The sequence below is a fragment of the Azospirillum ramasamyi genome, assembly GCF_003233655.1.
Classification (GTDB): Bacteria; Pseudomonadota; Alphaproteobacteria; order Azospirillales; family Azospirillaceae; genus Azospirillum; species Azospirillum ramasamyi.
Genome location: NZ_CP029829.1, coordinates 1062836 through 1077202, shown reverse-complemented (window position 1 = coordinate 1077202; position 14367 = coordinate 1062836). Strand labels below are relative to the sequence as shown.

The 14367-nt window shown below is 66.3% G+C and carries 15 protein-coding genes; 5 read left to right on the top strand and 10 right to left on the bottom strand.

Annotated features, from left to right (window positions below):
- Positions 1-490: 490 nt before the first annotated feature.
- Both DM194_RS04965 and DM194_RS04960 read right to left on the bottom strand, forming a co-directional pair.
- Complete coding sequence (locus tag DM194_RS04965; protein WP_111066204.1) at positions 491-901, bottom strand: Ros/MucR family transcriptional regulator; 411 nt, start codon at positions 899-901, stop codon at positions 491-493.
- A 35-nt stretch (positions 902-936) separates the two neighbouring features.
- On the bottom strand, positions 937-1212 hold the full coding sequence (locus tag DM194_RS04960; RefSeq protein ID WP_111067764.1) for an HU family DNA-binding protein: 276 nt from the start codon (positions 1210-1212) through the stop codon (positions 937-939).
- Between the two features lie 106 nt (positions 1213-1318).
- Between DM194_RS04960 and DM194_RS04955 the strand changes: the two genes are divergently transcribed.
- Positions 1319-2671 carry a TerC family protein gene (locus DM194_RS04955; RefSeq protein ID WP_425457279.1) on the top strand — a complete coding sequence of 451 codons (1353 nt, stop codon included), beginning with the start codon at positions 1319-1321 and terminating at the stop codon, positions 2669-2671.
- Between the two features lie 77 nt (positions 2672-2748).
- Here DM194_RS04955 and DM194_RS04950 read toward each other — a convergent pair whose 3' ends face one another.
- The 6 genes from DM194_RS04950 to DM194_RS04925 form a co-directional block, all read right to left on the bottom strand.
- Positions 2749-3207, bottom strand: a complete 459-nt coding sequence (locus DM194_RS04950; RefSeq protein WP_111066202.1) for an HAD family hydrolase — start codon at positions 3205-3207, stop codon at positions 2749-2751.
- A 1-nt stretch (position 3208) separates the two neighbouring features.
- Entirely contained in the window at positions 3209-5161 is a 1953-nt protein-coding gene (locus DM194_RS04945) for an acetoacetate--CoA ligase (protein WP_111066201.1), read from the bottom strand.
- Positions 5162-5425: 264 nt separating this feature from the next.
- Entirely contained in the window at positions 5426-6061 is a 636-nt protein-coding gene (gene plsY, locus DM194_RS04940) for a glycerol-3-phosphate 1-O-acyltransferase PlsY (RefSeq protein WP_211110608.1), read from the bottom strand.
- Positions 6030-7337, bottom strand: coding sequence for a dihydroorotase (locus DM194_RS04935; RefSeq protein ID WP_111066199.1), 1308 nt, complete (start codon positions 7335-7337; stop codon positions 6030-6032). Before DM194_RS04935 ends, plsY begins: the two co-directional genes overlap by 32 nt.
- The gene (locus tag DM194_RS04930; protein WP_111066198.1) at positions 7334-8311 is read right to left on the bottom strand and encodes an aspartate carbamoyltransferase catalytic subunit; all 978 of its coding nucleotides are present in this window, start codon (positions 8309-8311) and stop codon (positions 7334-7336) included. Before DM194_RS04930 ends, DM194_RS04935 begins: the two co-directional genes overlap by 4 nt.
- A gap of 81 nt (positions 8312-8392) precedes the next feature.
- Entirely contained in the window at positions 8393-9280 is an 888-nt protein-coding gene (locus tag DM194_RS04925; RefSeq protein ID WP_111066197.1) for a transcriptional regulator GcvA, read from the bottom strand.
- A gap of 171 nt (positions 9281-9451) precedes the next feature.
- Between DM194_RS04925 and DM194_RS04920 the strand changes: the two genes are divergently transcribed.
- From DM194_RS04920 to DM194_RS04905, 4 genes are all read left to right on the top strand, one after another.
- Entirely contained in the window at positions 9452-9691 is a 240-nt protein-coding gene (locus DM194_RS04920) for a DUF1127 domain-containing protein (protein ID WP_111066196.1), read from the top strand.
- 4 nt (positions 9692-9695) lie between these two features.
- Positions 9696-10166 carry a GFA family protein gene (locus DM194_RS04915; RefSeq protein WP_111066195.1) on the top strand — a complete coding sequence of 157 codons (471 nt, stop codon included), beginning with the start codon at positions 9696-9698 and terminating at the stop codon, positions 10164-10166.
- Complete coding sequence (locus tag DM194_RS04910; protein ID WP_111066194.1) at positions 10163-10606, top strand: GFA family protein; 444 nt, start codon at positions 10163-10165, stop codon at positions 10604-10606. Before DM194_RS04915 ends, DM194_RS04910 begins: the two co-directional genes overlap by 4 nt.
- Before the next feature lie 152 nt (positions 10607-10758).
- Entirely contained in the window at positions 10759-12591 is a 1833-nt protein-coding gene (locus DM194_RS04905; protein WP_246024293.1) for a monovalent cation:proton antiporter-2 (CPA2) family protein, read from the top strand.
- On the opposite strand, the gene DM194_RS04900 is transcribed toward DM194_RS04905, so the two are convergent.
- Both DM194_RS04900 and DM194_RS04895 read right to left on the bottom strand, forming a co-directional pair.
- The gene (locus DM194_RS04900) at positions 12588-13385 is read right to left on the bottom strand and encodes an ABC transporter ATP-binding protein (protein ID WP_111066192.1); all 798 of its coding nucleotides are present in this window, start codon (positions 13383-13385) and stop codon (positions 12588-12590) included. The two genes, DM194_RS04905 and DM194_RS04900, sit on opposite strands and share 4 nt — an antisense overlap.
- Complete coding sequence (locus DM194_RS04895; protein WP_111066191.1) at positions 13382-14290, bottom strand: ABC transporter permease; 909 nt, start codon at positions 14288-14290, stop codon at positions 13382-13384. Before DM194_RS04895 ends, DM194_RS04900 begins: the two co-directional genes overlap by 4 nt.
- Positions 14291-14367 lie beyond the last annotated feature (77 nt).

Sequence of the window (14367 nt, the reverse complement as noted above, 5' to 3'; positions counted from 1 at the left end):
TTTTCGGCGTATACCCAAGCTCTTCTTCCACCCGCACCGGCAGTCTGGGAGAGGAGGCAATCCTATGACCCATGACGTTCAGCCGAGTATCTTTCGGGCGATCTCTTCTCTTCCGATCGACCGATATATGTCCGGGCGGACTGCCGTCGATATGCCGCAACCGCGAAACGGATCGGCTTCAAGTCAGCCGACGGAGCGGGAGGCAACTATGCCTCTACGGTGAGGATGGTGATAGGACCGCCCGTGGTCGTTCAACCATACCGGAACCCTAGATGGGAAGGCCGATCCGCTTCGCTACCCGGACATTGGTCATAGGCCATCAAGTTCAGTCGGAGGTAAACCGGGGGAAGGCGTGCCGGCGCTTCAAAGCTGGCGGTTCGATTGGCCACCCAAGATCGGCCCGGAACCGGCGTATATGAAACCGGCACATACAAAAAAGGCACGCCCGGTCGAGCGCGCCCTTTTCAGCAGCAATGCGGATGAAGACCGGTTATTCGGCCGCCGCACGCTTGCGGCCGAGGCCGAGCTTGGTCGCCATCTCCGAACGCGCCTTGGCATAGTTCGGCGCGACCATGGGATATTCGGCCGGCAGGCTCCACTTGGCGCGGTACTCGTCCGGCGTCATGTCATAGACGGTCTTCAGATGCCGCTTCAGCATCTTCAGCTTCTTCCCGTCTTCCAGGCAGACGATATACTCCGGCGTGACCGATTTCTTGATCGCGACCGCCGGGATCAACTCGGCCTTCGCCTGGGCCGGCTTGTCCTCGCCCAGACCCCGGAAAGCCGTCTGGACGTTGTTGATCAGCATCGGCAGGTCGTTGACCGGCACCGAGTTGTTGCCGACATAGGCGGCAACGACCCTGGCGGTCAGCGATTGCAGTTCGGCTTGATCGATGGTCATGGCTGCGCTCCCCCTTGGACGTGGTTGCGTGCGTATCAGCCGTTCACCAGATCGCGCAGCTGCTTGGCCGGCTTGAACTTCGGAGCCTTGGACGCGGCGATCGCCACGACTTCGCCGGTGCGGGGGTTGCGGCCCTCACGGGCGGCGCGCTCGGCCACCTCGAAAATGCCGAAACCGGCCAGGCGCACATCCTCGCCGCGCCCCAGCGCGCCGGAGATGCCCTCGAACACCGCCTGAACAACCTTGGCCGCGTCGGCCTTCTTGACGCCGGCGTTGGTGGCGACGGTTTCGATCAGCTCGGCCTGGTTCATGCAAAACTCCATTTGATCTGATTGGTTTCGGTTTTTCGGAGTTATTGGCAGAACGGCACCATCCGCACAAGAGCGAACACAGACTGGGCAACCGTTGGTGTTTTTCTTGGGCGACAATCGTTCGCGATCTGTGGCGGCATTGCATCAAGCGGCGCGTCCCGGAGCCGCAAAAGCCTTTGCAGCCGCGGTTTTCCACGTCCGCGCCGCTGTGCGGCGCCCATGGGCGCGGCATGGCCGCCGCGACTCGCAAGGTTCGCATCCGTTGAGTTTCAATGTCGTCAAAGAGTGCTCAGTCCGGCTTTGCTTAAAATGCAAAATCCCAGTCTTCCACCATCTTGACCATAGCCACGGCGACACCATCTGCCGGACAGTTCGGGTCCGGGCCCCTCTGGCGACCGAGGCGTCGGTCGTGATGTCGGAACCGCTTGATTTCACCGCTACGCAGCGTCATCAAGTGGGACTTTCCATGGATGGTATGCTTTCAATGGTTTTCCTGGAATTTCTGGGAAAACCCATATGGATTTGGCTGATTTTCATAGGCGTCGTCCTGACGCTTCTGGTTCTTGATCTGGGTGTTCTCAACCGCCGCGACCATGTCATCGGCGTAGGCGAAAGCCTGAAGCTTTCGGCTTTCTACATCGCGGTCGCCATGCTGTTCGGCGGCTGGGTCTGGTACTCGATGGGGTCGGAGGCAGGCCTTCAGTACTACACGGGCTTCTTCGTCGAGAAGAGCCTGTCACTGGACAACGTCTTCGTCATATCGTTGATCTTCAGCTACTTCGCCGTACCGCGCGAATTGCAGCACCGCGTGCTGTTCTGGGGCATCCTGGGCGTGATCGTGCTGCGCGGCCTGATGATCGGCGCTGGTGCCGCCCTCGTTTCGGAATTCCATTGGATCCTCTATATCTTCGGTGCCTTCCTGGTGCTGACCGGCATCAAGATGCTGTTCGCGAAGGATGAGGAAACCAACATCGGCGAGAACGCCGTACTCCGGTTCCTGAAGCGTCGCCTGCGTGTCACCGACCGCTTCCATGGCCCTCGCTTCGTCGTCAAGGAGGCTTCCGGCCCCGGTGGCGCGATGCGCTGGGCCGCGACCCCGCTTCTGCTGGCGCTGATCATGGTGGAGCTGGCCGACCTCGTCTTCGCGGTCGACAGCGTGCCGGCGATCTTCGCCATCACCACCGATCCGTATCTGGTCTACACCAGCAACATCTTCGCCGTCCTGGGCCTGCGCGCCCTGTATTTCGCGCTTGCGGCGATGGTTCATCGCTTCCGCTACCTGAAATACGCGCTGGCTCTGGTGCTGGTGTTCATCGGCGGCAAGATCTTCTACACGCAGTTCTTCGGCAAGCCCGATCCGCTGATCGCGCTGGGCGTGACCTTCGCCCTGATCGGTGGCGGCGTGCTGGTATCTCTGTGGAAGACCAGCCGCGAGAACAAGGCGGCGGCTGCCGAGTAAACCGGCACCGGTTAAACTGGCCGGGTAAATTCACGGGAAGAGGGGCTGGCACGCGGGTGCCGCCCCTTTTTTCTTTTTCAGAACCCCAGCCTGACCAGTTCCGCGATGCTGTCCTCCGCATTGCGGTGGAGGATGAAACGGCCACCGGCCGTCTCCCAGGGATCGCGGGCCTTCTCGCGGTCATCGACGAGGACGGCGCCGGGGCTGGCATAACGGGCCTTGTCGCGGGCCATGCAGGTGATGACCGGCACGTCGGCCCCCAGCATGCGGGCCACCCAGCGCTTCTTCTGGTCGGGCGCCCAACTGCCCAGCGGCAGGCCGGTGAGGATGGTCGGCCGATGGGGGGCGCAGAACTGCCACAGTTCCTGCGCGTCATGCATGAACTCCAGCGTCCCGAAGAAGTCGGAGTGGCGGGACAAGGCCCGCCACATCTCCCTCATCGGCAGCTGTTCCGGCCGCTTGCCGGTGACAGCGACGACGCCGCGGTCGAAATCGGCCAGGACCCCGTCCAGGTCGAGGAACAGCTTCACCGCCACGTCACGCCCCGCTCAGTTCCGAACGCTCGCGGAACTCGTCGAGAGCCTGCGGGTTGGACAGCGCTTCCGTGTTCTTGATCGGCCGGCCATGCACGGCGTCGCGCACCGCAAGCTCGGTGATCTTGCCGGACCGGGTGCGGGGAATGTCGGAGACCTGCACGATCTTCGCCGGCACATGGCGGGGCGAGCAGTTGTCCTTGATCCGCTTGCGGATGGTGGCCTCCAGCCCCTCGTCCAGCGTCATGCCTTCGCGCAGGACGACGAACAGAACGACGCGCACGTCGCCGTCCCATTCCTGACCGATGCAGACCGCCTCCATGATCTCCGGCAACTGTTCGACCTGGCGATAGATCTCAGCCGTGCCGATGCGCACGCCGCCGGGGTTCAGCACCGCGTCCGACCGGCCGTAGATCACCCAGCCGCCATGTTCGGTCTGCTCGATGAAATCACCATGGACCCAGATGTTGGGGAAGCGGTCGAAATAGGCCGAGCGGTATTTCGAACCGTCGGGATCGGCCCAGAAGCCGATGGGCATGGCGGGGAAGGGGCGGGTGCAGACCAGTTCGCCCTTCTCGCCGCGCACAGCGACTCCGTTGTCGTCGAACGCCTCCACCGCCATGCCGAGTCCGCGCGTCTGGATCTCGCCCTTCCAGACCGGAAGGATCGGGTTGCCCAGCACGAAGCAGGACATGATGTCGGTGCCGCCGCTGATCGAGGCGAGATGGATGTCCTGCTTGATGGAGCGATAAACGAACTCGAAATTCTCCGGCATCAGCGGCGAACCGGTGGAGGCCAGGGCGCGGACGCTTGCGAGCGAGTGGGTCTTCGCCGGTTCCAGCCCGGATTTCTCCAGCGACTGGATGAACTTGGCCGAGGTGCCGAAGAGCGTCACCTGCTCCGCGTCCGCATAGTCGAACAGGATGTTGCCGGTGGGGGCGAAGGGCGAGCCGTCATAGAGGACCAGCGTCGTGCCGCTGGCCAGACCGCTCACCAGCCAGTTCCACATCATCCAGCCGCAGGTGGTGAAATAGAACAGCCGGTCGCCGCGCTTCAGGTCGCAGTGCAGCCGGTGTTCCTTCACATGCTGAAGGATGCTGCCGCCGGTCCCATGGACGATGCATTTCGGCTTTCCGGTGGTGCCGGAGGAATAGAGGATGAACAGCGGATGGTCGAAGGCCACCCGCTCGAAGGTCGGCTCGGCCGCGGGGAAGGGCGCCACGAAATCCCGCAGGCCGACGGCACCCGGGATCCCCGAGACGTCCGGCGCCTCATCGACATAGGGCACGACCACGGTGGCGACCACGGTGGGCAGGTCCTTCAGGACTTCGGCCAGCTTGGCGCGGACGTCGTGGCTCTTGCCGTTGTACCAGTAGGCGTCGGGAGCGAAGACCACCTTCGGCTCGATCTGGCCGAAGCGGTCGGTGATGCCCTGGATGCCGAAGTCGGGCGAGCAGGAGGACCAGACCGCGCCCAGGCTGGTGGTGGCGATCATCGCCGCCAGGGTTTCCGGCATGTTCGGCATGATGGCGGCGACACGGTCGCCCTTGCCGACGCCCTTGGCCTTCAGCGCCTGCTGCAGACGGGAGACGGTGGCCTTCAGTTCCGCCCCGCTCCAGCGATACTTCACCTTGTCCTCGCCCCAGAAGACGACGGCGGTACCGTCGGGAGCGCCGGCCAACAGATTCTCGGCATAGCTGAGTCTGGCCTCCGGGAACCAGCGGGCGCCCGGCATCTTGTCGCCGTCCAGCAGATCGACACTGCCGAGGTCGCCGGTCAGCCCGGCCCACTCCCACAGAAAGCGCCAGAACCGCTCCTTCTCCGCGATCGACCAGTTGTAGAGCGCGTCGTAATCGTCCAGCCGCAGTCCGAAGCGCGCATTCGCCGCCTCGCGGAAGGCGGTCAGGTTGGCCTGCGCGATGCGTTCCTCACTCGGGCTCCATAGCGGAGTGTCCATTCTCGATTCCCTCAGCGTCTCGTTATCCACCGGCGTCAGCGGCCGGCTCGCCTGCCGGGTTGTTGGTTCGTATCCCGGATTGCCGTGCAGCATAACGCATGGCCGCACCGATTGTCTTTTCCAGGTTGAACGAAATCGCTTGGGACGGACCAGTGCCAAGCGGAACGAAATCAACGCGCTATCAACGAGAACCGCCAACAAAAACGGCGGAGAGTTTCCTCCCCGCCGCTGTCGTTTGCAGTTCGCGTCGCGCGGTCCGTCCGATCAGGCCGCTTTCTTCTTGCCGGCGCCGATTTTCGGTTCCTCGCCCTTCAGCAGGCGGCGGATATTCGCCTCGTGCCGGATGAAGACCAGGATGGCGATGAACAGGCAGAGGCCGGCGACCAGAGGTCCGCCGAAATACCATCCGGTCAGCGGGCTGATCCCCAGCGCCGTCAGAGCCGACAGCGACGAAATTCGGAACAGCGCCGCCATCACCAGCCAGGTCAGGCAGGCGAGCAGGCCGACCGGCCAGGATATCGCCAGCAGGACGCCGATCGCCGTCGCCACGCCCTTGCCGCCCTTGAAGCCAAGCCAGACCGGAAAGCTGTGGCCCAGCATGGCGCCGCCGGCGGCCAGCACCGCCGCCTCCGGCCCGGCCCACCACAGGGCCAGCAGGGCCGCGATGGCGCCCTTGCCGCTGTCCAGCAGCAGGGTCGCCAGGGCCAGCGGCTTGTTGCCGGTGCGCAGCACATTGGTGGCGCCGATGTTGCCGGAACCGATCTGGCGGATGTCGCCAAGCCCGGCCAGCCGGGTCAGCACCAGCCCGAAGGGGATCGAGCCCAGCAGGTAGCCCAGCAGGGCGGCAAGCACGAGGGTGAGCACCGGATCAGTCCTCCGCCTGCCAGACGGTGCGGCCATCCACGATGGTGCGCAACGGCCGGCCCTGAACCGGACGGTTCTCGAAGGGCGAGTTCTTCGACTTCGACTTGAAGCGGCCGACGTCGATCTGCCAGGGAACATCCAGGTCGAAGGCCACCAGATCCGCCGGTCCACCCTTCACGATGCGGCCGACGGCGAGATCGAGAATCGCGGCCGGGTTCGACGTGACGCAGGCCAGCGCCTTCAGCAGCGGCATCTTGCCCTTGTGCACCAGTTCCAGCGTCATCGGGAACAGCGTCTCCAATCCGATCACGCCGGGCGCGGCCTGGGCGAAGGGCAGGCGCTTCTGGTCCTGGTCCTGCGGCACATGGTCCGACGCGATGGCGTCGATGGTGCCGTCGGCCAGCCCCTCGACGATGGCGCGGCGGTCCATCTCGCCGCGCAGCGGCGGCGACACCTTGGCGTAGGTTCGGTAATCGCCGACGTCGGTCTCGGTCAGGGCAAAATAATGCGGGGCGGTATCGCAGGTCACCTTCAGCCCCCGTGCCTTGGCGCGGCGGATCAGATCGACCGACTCAGAGGTGGTGATGTGGGCGAAATGCAGGCGCCCGCCGGTCAGCTCGGCCAGCCGCAGGTCGCGCTCGATCATGATGATCTCGGCTTCGCGCGGAATGCCGACAAGGCCGAGGCGGGTGGCGATCTCACCGGAGTTCATCATGCCGCCGGAGGCCAGCGACGGCTCCTCAGGGTGCTGGACGATCAGCTTGCCGAAGGTCTTGGCATAGCTCAGCGCGCGGCGCATCGTCTTGGCGCTGACGATGGCCTTGGTGCCGTCGGTGAAGGCCACCGCGCCGGCATGGCTCAGCAGCCCCATCTCGGTGATTTCCTTGCCTTCGGTGCCGCGCGTGGCGGAGCCGTAGGCGAAGACCTTCACCAGCTTCACCTCGCGGGCGCGCCGCGCGATGAACTCCAGACCGGCGACCTCGTCCAGCACCGGGTCGGTGTTGGGCAGCAGCGCCATGGCGGTGATGCCGCCGGCCGCCGCGGCGCGGGAGGCGCTCTTGATCGTGTCCTTCTCTTCCTCGCCCGGCTCACCGATCAGCACACGCATGTCGACAAGGCCGGGGGCGAGGCACTGGCCGGCGAGATCGACGACCTCGGCCCCCTCGGGCGTGGAGTCGCTGAACAGGCCGGGACCGAAATCGGCGATGGTCTCGCCGTCGATCAGCAGGTCGGCGCGCTGGTCCAGCCCGGTCGCCGGATCCAGCAGGCGGGCGTTGCGGTAGACGGTACGGGTTTTCGTCGGCGCACTCATCGGGCGGCTCCCGCAAGGTCGGACTGGCGGCGTTCGCGGGTCAGCAGGTCGAGCACGGCCATGCGCACGGCCACGCCCAACTCCACCTGATCGAGGATCATCGAGCGCTTGAGATCGTCGGCGACCTCCGAGTCGATCTCGACGCCGCGGTTCATCGGGCCCGGATGCATGATGACCGCATCGGGCTTCGCCACCTCCAGCTTCTCGTAGTCGAGACCGTAGAAGTAGAAATACTCGCGGGTGGACGGGACGTACTGGCCGCTCATCCGCTCGGTCTGCAGGCGCAGCATCATCACCACGTCGGCGTCGCGCAGGCCGGTCTTCATCGAATGATGCACCTCGACGCCCAGCCGCTCGATCTGCGAGGGCAGCAGCGTCGGCGGCGCCACGCAGCGCACCCGCGCGCCCATGGCGTTCAGCAGGTGGATGTTGGAGCGCGCGACGCGGCTGTGGAGGATGTCGCCGCAGATCGCCACGATCAGCCCGTCCAGCCGGCCCAGGCGGCGGCGGATCGCCAGCGCGTCGAGCAGGGCCTGGGTCGGGTGTTCGTGGTGGCCGTCGCCGGCATTGATGACGGAGCAGTTGACCTTGTCGGCCAGCAGCTTCACCGCGCCCGAATCGGCGTGGCGAACCACCAGCGCGTCGAGGTGCATGGCGTTCAGCGTCATCGCCGTGTCGATCAGGGTCTCGCCCTTCTTCACCGAACTGCTGTCGGTCGACATGTTGATCACGTCGGCGCCCAGCCGCTTTCCGGCCAGCTCGAAGCTGGTGCGGGTGCGGGTGGAGTTCTCGAAGAACAGGTTCACCTGCGTGCGGCCGTCCAACAGCGTGGACTTCTTCACGGGGCGGCGGTTCTGCTCGACATAGCCGTCGGCGAGGTCGAGAATCTGGGTGATCTCGCCGGCCCGCAGCCCCTCGATACCGAGGAGATGGCGGTGCGGGAAGACCGTGTCGGGGGACGGGTTCGCGCTCATGGGCGCGGACTATAGGAGCGGTCCGGCACGCCCGCAAGCCGTTCAGGATGATGGCCCGATGCAGGACTTTCGCCGCGACTTTCAGCCCGTTCCGGCCTCTTCGAACAGCCAGTCGCGGAAGGCCTTAACCTTGGGCCGGGAAAAGTAATGCGGCGGCGCCACCACGTAATAGGCGAGGCTTCCCGGCAGCCGCACCTCGAACAGGCGGACCAGCCGTCCGGCGGCGATGTCGTCCGCCACCAGCACCCCGCGGGCAAGCGCGATGCCGTGTCCATTGATCGCCGCCTGCAGGGTGAAGGACGAATCGTCGAATCGCAGGCCGCGCTCGGTGTCCACCCCGTCGATGCCCGCCGCCCGGCACCACACCGCCCAGGAGATGTTGTAATCGTCATGCAGAAGCGTGTGGTGCCGCAGATCCTCGGGATTCACCAGCGGGCGGTCGCCGGCCAGCAGCGACGGGTGGCCGACGGGAAAGATGTCCTCCGTCAGCAGGCGCTCCACCCGCAGGTCGGGCCACAGCCCGTTGCCGAAGCGGATGGCCAGATCGACGTCGTGGCGGGCGAAATCCACCATCTGCGACGTGCTGTGAACCCGCACATCCATTTCCGGATGGCGTTTCTGGAAGCGCATCAGCCGTGGCACCAGCCATTTCGACGCGAAGCTCGGCATGGTGGAGATGGTCAGCGTCCCGCTGCTGTCGGCGCGGATCAGCCGGTCGGTGGCCTGGGACAGGGTGTCCATCGCCTCGCGCACCGGCGGCAGGTAGCTCTGCCCGGCCTCCGTCAGGGCCAGCGCCCGGTTCATTCGGCGAAACAGCGGTAATCCGAGCCATTGCTCCAGCGCCTTGATCTGGTGGCTGACGGCGGCTTGCGTCACATGCAGCTCGTCCGCGGCTTTCGTAAAGGACAGGTGGCGCGCGGCGGCTTCGAAGGCGCGGAGCGCATTCAGCGGGGGAAGGCGGCGGGACATGCGGGGGAGGGACCGGAGAGTGGGTTCGGATTAGGTGAGCTAATCGATTCTATGAGAAACCGTCGTTTGTCGGCAAGCGGCCTCTGCACCATCCTCAACTCCACAAGCGAACACACGAACCGGAGCGGCGAGGCGGATGCCCCGCTCCCTTTCCCCGGAGGAGATCGGATCATGGCAAAGGCTACGCAGTCGTTCCTCTCCCGCACCAACCTGTCCCACCGCACTCCGGCCGCTGTGGGCAGGGGCGCCGGTCACTGGTTGACGACCATGTTCGACCGCTTCGCGACCTGGAGCGAGCGGCGGCGCCAGCGTCGGGCGCTGGAGGCACTGCCCGACCATCTGCTGTCCGACATCGGCATCTCCCGCGCCGATGCGGAGCAGGAGGCCCACAAGCCCTTCTGGCAAGGCTGATCCCATGGCCGGCGCTTCAAATTCGATGACGGAGCATGGCAGCGGGGAGAATCGGATCTGGACCGGCGGATGCCTGTGCGGCGGCGTGCGCTATGCCATAGATGTCCAGCCGGAACCGATCTCCTTCTGCCACTGCGGTCAGTGCCGCCGCCAGCACAGCCATGTGGGGGCCTATGCCGGCGCGCCGCGTGCGGCGTTGCGTCTGCTCAACGACGCTACGCTGACGTGGTACGTCTCTTCAAGCCGGGCACGCCGCGGCTTCTGTGTGTGTTGCGGTGCAGGACTGTTCTGGGAGGCGCTGGACCAGGATCGGGCGGACGGCGAACCACGCATCACCGTGACCGCCGGAAGCCTGGACGATGCATCGGGTCTACGGGTGGAACGACACATCTTCGTCGACCACAAGGGGCCCTATTACGACATCGGCGACGACGGAGTCGAACGCCGGACCAGCACGGGGGAGGTCGTGGCATGAACGGCAGCGCAAACGGACGGGAAAGCGGCGGTGGACAGGGGCCGGCGCTGTCCGGGGGCTGCCTGTGCAGCGGCGTTCGCTTCCTGCTGGCCGAGCGGCCGGACGGAGTCGTCACCTGCCATTGCGGGCAATGCCGACGCTTCCACGGCCATATCGGCGCCTACATCACCGTTCCCCGCGACACCGTCATCTTCGATGCGGCCGAAACATTGACCTGGTACCGCTCGTCCGACTTCGCGGAGCGGGGCTTCTGCGGCCGTTGCGGGTCCTCCCTGTTCTGGAAGGGCGACGGCAAGTCGGAGATCGAAATCACCGCCGGCAGCCTGGATCAACCGACCGGGCTGAAGACGCTCCGCCACGGCTATGTCGCGGGCAAGGCCGATTACTATGAGATCACCGACGGTCTGGAGCGGTTTCCCGGCTCGTCCGAGTCCGAATGACGATACGGCGTCACGGATGCCCCGCTGGGCGGCCTCGCCCGCTGGCTCGACAGGCAGAGTGATCCAATAGACACAATCCAATAGACACAAGGTATAGCCGGCCTGCCGGTTAAGCGTCTGGTGCGGGCGCTTGAAATCACGCCATAGTCGTCATGAGACGGACGGACGGCGGGCACATGGCGGAACTGGTGACGTTGGTCGTGCTGCTGGCGGCGATGGTGATCGCGGTGCCGGTGGCGAAAAGATTCGGGTTCGGCGCGCCGCTCGGATATCTGGCCGCCGGTCTGGCGGTGGGGCCGGCAGGTTTGGGGCTCGTCATCAATGTATCGGCGATCTCCCATGCCTCGGAACTCGGCGTCGTGATGCTGCTGTTCCTGATCGGGCTGGAGCTGAGACCGGCCCGCCTTTGGGTGATGCGCAAGTCGGTGCTGGGGCTGGGCGGGGCGCAGGTGGCGATCACCGGTGCCGTCATCGCCGGATTGTGCGGCTGGGGGCTGGGGCTGGGCTGGCCCACGGCGGTGGTGCTCGGTTTCGGCCTCGCCCTGTCCTCGACCGCGATGGCCCTGCCGATGATGGCGGAGCGCGGACTGCTGGCCAACCAGTCGGGGCGCAACGCCTTTTCCGTCCTGCTGTTCCAGGATCTCGCCATCATCCCCGCCGTGGCCCTGCTGCCCTTGCTGGGCAAGGGCAGTGTGCCGCAGGCCGACGGGCCGTGGCTGGCGGTCGGCAAGGCCGCCGCCGCCGTGGCCGTCGTGCTGATCGGCGGGCGTTATCTGCTGCGTCCGATTTTCCGCGCGGTCGACCGGGCCGGCGCTCCCGAGATCTTCACCGCGACCGCGCTGCTGATCGTTATCGGCACCGCCGTGCTGATACAGGAGGCCGGACTATCCATGTCGCTGGGCGCCTTCATGGCCGGCGTGCTGCTGTCCGATTCCGAATACCGGCACGAGGTGCAGGCCGATATCGAACCGTTCGAAGGGCTTCTGCTCGGCCTGTTCTTCGTTTCGGTGGGGATGGGCGCGAATATTCCGGCTCTGCTTCAGAAACCGGTCTACTTCCTCGGCCTCGCCCTGGCGCTTCTGGCGGTGAAGGCGCTGGCCATGCTGGTGCTCGCCCGCATCGCCGGGGTGCCCTGGGCCGGCGCGATGCGGATGGCGACGGTGCTGAGCCAGGGCGGCGAGTTCGGCTTCGTGCTGTTCGGGCTGGCGGTCACCGGCGGGACGATGGCCGGAGAACAGGCATCGGCTGCCATGCTGGTGGTCACCCTGTCCATGCTGGCGACCCCCTTCCTGTTCGCGGCGGAGGAGCGCTGGCTCGCCCCGCGCCTGTTGGCGGCGAAGCCCAAGCGGTCCTTCGATGCGATGCCCGACGACAATCCGCGGATCATCATCTGCGGCTTCGGCCGGGTGGGGCAGGTGGTCGGCCGCGTCCTGCGGATGCGCGGCATTCCCTTCACCGCGCTGGAGCAGAGCGCCGCCCAGGTCGATTTCGTCCGCAAGTTCGGCAGCCAGGCCTATTACGGCGATCCGGCCAGGGTGGAGCTTCTGCGCGCCGCCGGGGCGGACAAGGCCGAGGTGCTGGTGGTGGCGCTGGAGGACATGGAGCAGTCGCTGCGCGTGGTGGAGGTGGCGAAGCGGCATTTTCCCAACCTGACCATCTTCGCCCGTGCCCGCAACCGCCGCCATGTCCACCATCTGATGGACCGTGGCGTCACCCACATCGTGCGCGAGACCTTCGATTCCAGCCTGCGCCTGACCGGCGACGTGCTGCGGCAGATGGGGTTGGCGGAAGGGGAGGTGACACGGACGCTCGACACCTTCCGCGTCCATGACGAACGCACCCTGATCCGCCAGCATGCCGTCCACAACGACGAGGCGAAGCTGATCCAGAGTTCCCGCGACGCCGCCGCGGAGCTGTTGTCGCTGTTCGAGGCGGACCGGGATGACGGTGTGGACGGCGAAGCCGGCTCGGAGGCCAAGGCTTAGCCGATCAGCAGGCTGTCGTCGCTGATCTCCACCCCGCCGCGCTGCTTGGCGAACAGCGCCAGCAGATGCGGGACGTCCAGGCCGGCGCGCTCCTCGCCGGCCACGTCCAGCACGACGCGGCCCTCGTGCAGCATCAGCGTGCGGTCGCCGAAGTCGAGCGCCTGACGCATGGAATGGGTGACCATCAGCGTCGTCAGCCGGTTGTCGCGGACGATGCGGCGGGTAAGGTCCAGCACGAAATCGGCGGTGGCGGGATCGAGCGCGGCGGTGTGTTCGTCCAGAAGCAGAATCTTGGATCCGGCCAGCGTCGCCATCAGCAGGCTGACCGCCTGACGCTGGCCGCCGGACAGCAGGCCCATGCGGTCCTGCAGCCGGTTCTCCAGCCCGAGGCCGAGCGCCGCGATGCGGTCGCGGAAGCTCCGGCGCCGGTCGCCGCTCAGCGCGAGGCCCAGGCCGCGGCGGCGCCCGCGTGCGGCGGCGAGCGCCATGTTCTCTTCGATGGTCAGGGCGGCGCAGCTGCCGGCCATCGGATCCTGGAAGACGCGGGCGACCAGCCCGGCCCGGCGCGGCGTGTCCCAGCGGGTGACGTCGATGCCGTCGATGGAGATGCACCCCTGCTCCGCCAGCACGTCGCCGGCGAGCGAGCCGAGGAAGGTCGACTTGCCGGCGCCGTTGGAGCCGATGACGGTGACGAACTCGCCCTCCGGGATGGTCAGGTCGATGCCGCGCAGCGCATGCTTCTCCAGCGGCGTGCCGCGGCCGAAGGTGACATGGATGTCCTCGACGACGATCATTTGACGACTTTCGGATTGCGGATGGCGCCGCGGGATGCCTTGGCCTTCAGGCGCGGCAGGATCAGGGCGACGGCGACCAGCACCGCGGTGACCAGATTGAGGTCGGAGGCCTGCAGGCCGATGCTGTCGGCGGACAGCGCCACCTGCACCGCCAGACGGTAGAGGATCGACCCGACGACGCAGCCGATCAGCGCCAGCGCCAGGGCTCGGGCGGGCAGCACCGTCTCGCCGACGATCACCGCGGCAAGACCGACCACGATGGTGCCGATGCCGGTGGTGACGTCGGCAAAGCCGTTGGTCTGCGCGAACAGCGCGCCGGCGAGGGCGGTCAGCGCGTTGGACAGGGCGATGCCGGCATAGACATGGGCGTCGGTGTTGACGCCCTGGGCGCGCGCCATCCGGGCATTCACGCCGGTCGCCCGCATCGCCAGCCCGAACTCGCTCGCCAGGAAGCGGGCCAGCAGCAGAACCACCACGGCCACGATGGCGCCGACCACCAGCGGCCGGACGATGTGGTCCGGGATCCCCAGCCCGTAGAAGGGCGTCAGCACGGTGTCCTGCATCAGCAGCGCCACGTTGGGCCGCCCCATCACCCGCAGATTGATCGAGAACAGCGCGATCATCGTCAGGATGCTGGCGAGCAGGTGCAGGATCTTGAAGCGCACGTTCAGCGTCGCCGTCACCAGCCCGGCCGCCGCGCCGGCCAGCGCCGCGGCGAGGCTGGCGAGCCAGGGATTGACGCCGGCGATCAGCAGCACCGCGCAGACGGCCGCGCCCAGCGGGAAGCTTCCGTCGACCGTCAGGTCGGGAAAGTCCAGGATGCGGAAGGACAGATAGACGCCGATGGCGACCAGCGCATAGACGAGGCCGATCTCGATGGCGCCGAAGAGGGCGATTTCGGTCATTGCGGTGCTTTTGATAGGTGCAGGCACTTTGCCCCCACTCGAACCCTCCCCGCCGTCGGACCGGCTTAGGCCGGCCG

Coding starts and splice junctions, on each gene's coding strand:
- DM194_RS04965 (WP_111066204.1), bottom strand. CDS start 901: ATGACCATCGATCAAGCCGAACTGCAATCGCTGACCGCCAGGGTCGTT.
- DM194_RS04960 (WP_111067764.1), bottom strand. CDS start 1,212: ATGAACCAGGCCGAGCTGATCGAAACCGTCGCCACCAACGCCGGCGTC.
- DM194_RS04945 (WP_111066201.1), bottom strand. CDS start 5,161: ATGGACACTCCGCTATGGAGCCCGAGTGAGGAACGCATCGCGCAGGCC.
- plsY (WP_211110608.1), bottom strand. CDS start 6,061: ATGGCCGCACCGTCTGGCAGGCGGAGGACTGATCCGGTGCTCACCCTC.
- DM194_RS04935 (WP_111066199.1), bottom strand. CDS start 7,337: ATGAGTGCGCCGACGAAAACCCGTACCGTCTACCGCAACGCCCGCCTG.
- DM194_RS04930 (WP_111066198.1), bottom strand. CDS start 8,311: ATGAGCGCGAACCCGTCCCCCGACACGGTCTTCCCGCACCGCCATCTC.
- DM194_RS04925 (WP_111066197.1), bottom strand. CDS start 9,280: ATGTCCCGCCGCCTTCCCCCGCTGAATGCGCTCCGCGCCTTCGAAGCC.
- DM194_RS04920 (WP_111066196.1), top strand. CDS start 9,452: ATGGCAAAGGCTACGCAGTCGTTCCTCTCCCGCACCAACCTGTCCCAC.
- DM194_RS04915 (WP_111066195.1), top strand. CDS start 9,696: ATGGCCGGCGCTTCAAATTCGATGACGGAGCATGGCAGCGGGGAGAAT.
- DM194_RS04910 (WP_111066194.1), top strand. CDS start 10,163: ATGAACGGCAGCGCAAACGGACGGGAAAGCGGCGGTGGACAGGGGCCG.
- DM194_RS04905 (WP_246024293.1), top strand. CDS start 10,759: ATGAGACGGACGGACGGCGGGCACATGGCGGAACTGGTGACGTTGGTC.
- DM194_RS04900 (WP_111066192.1), bottom strand. CDS start 13,385: ATGATCGTCGTCGAGGACATCCATGTCACCTTCGGCCGCGGCACGCCG.
- DM194_RS04895 (WP_111066191.1), bottom strand. CDS start 14,290: ATGACCGAAATCGCCCTCTTCGGCGCCATCGAGATCGGCCTCGTCTAT.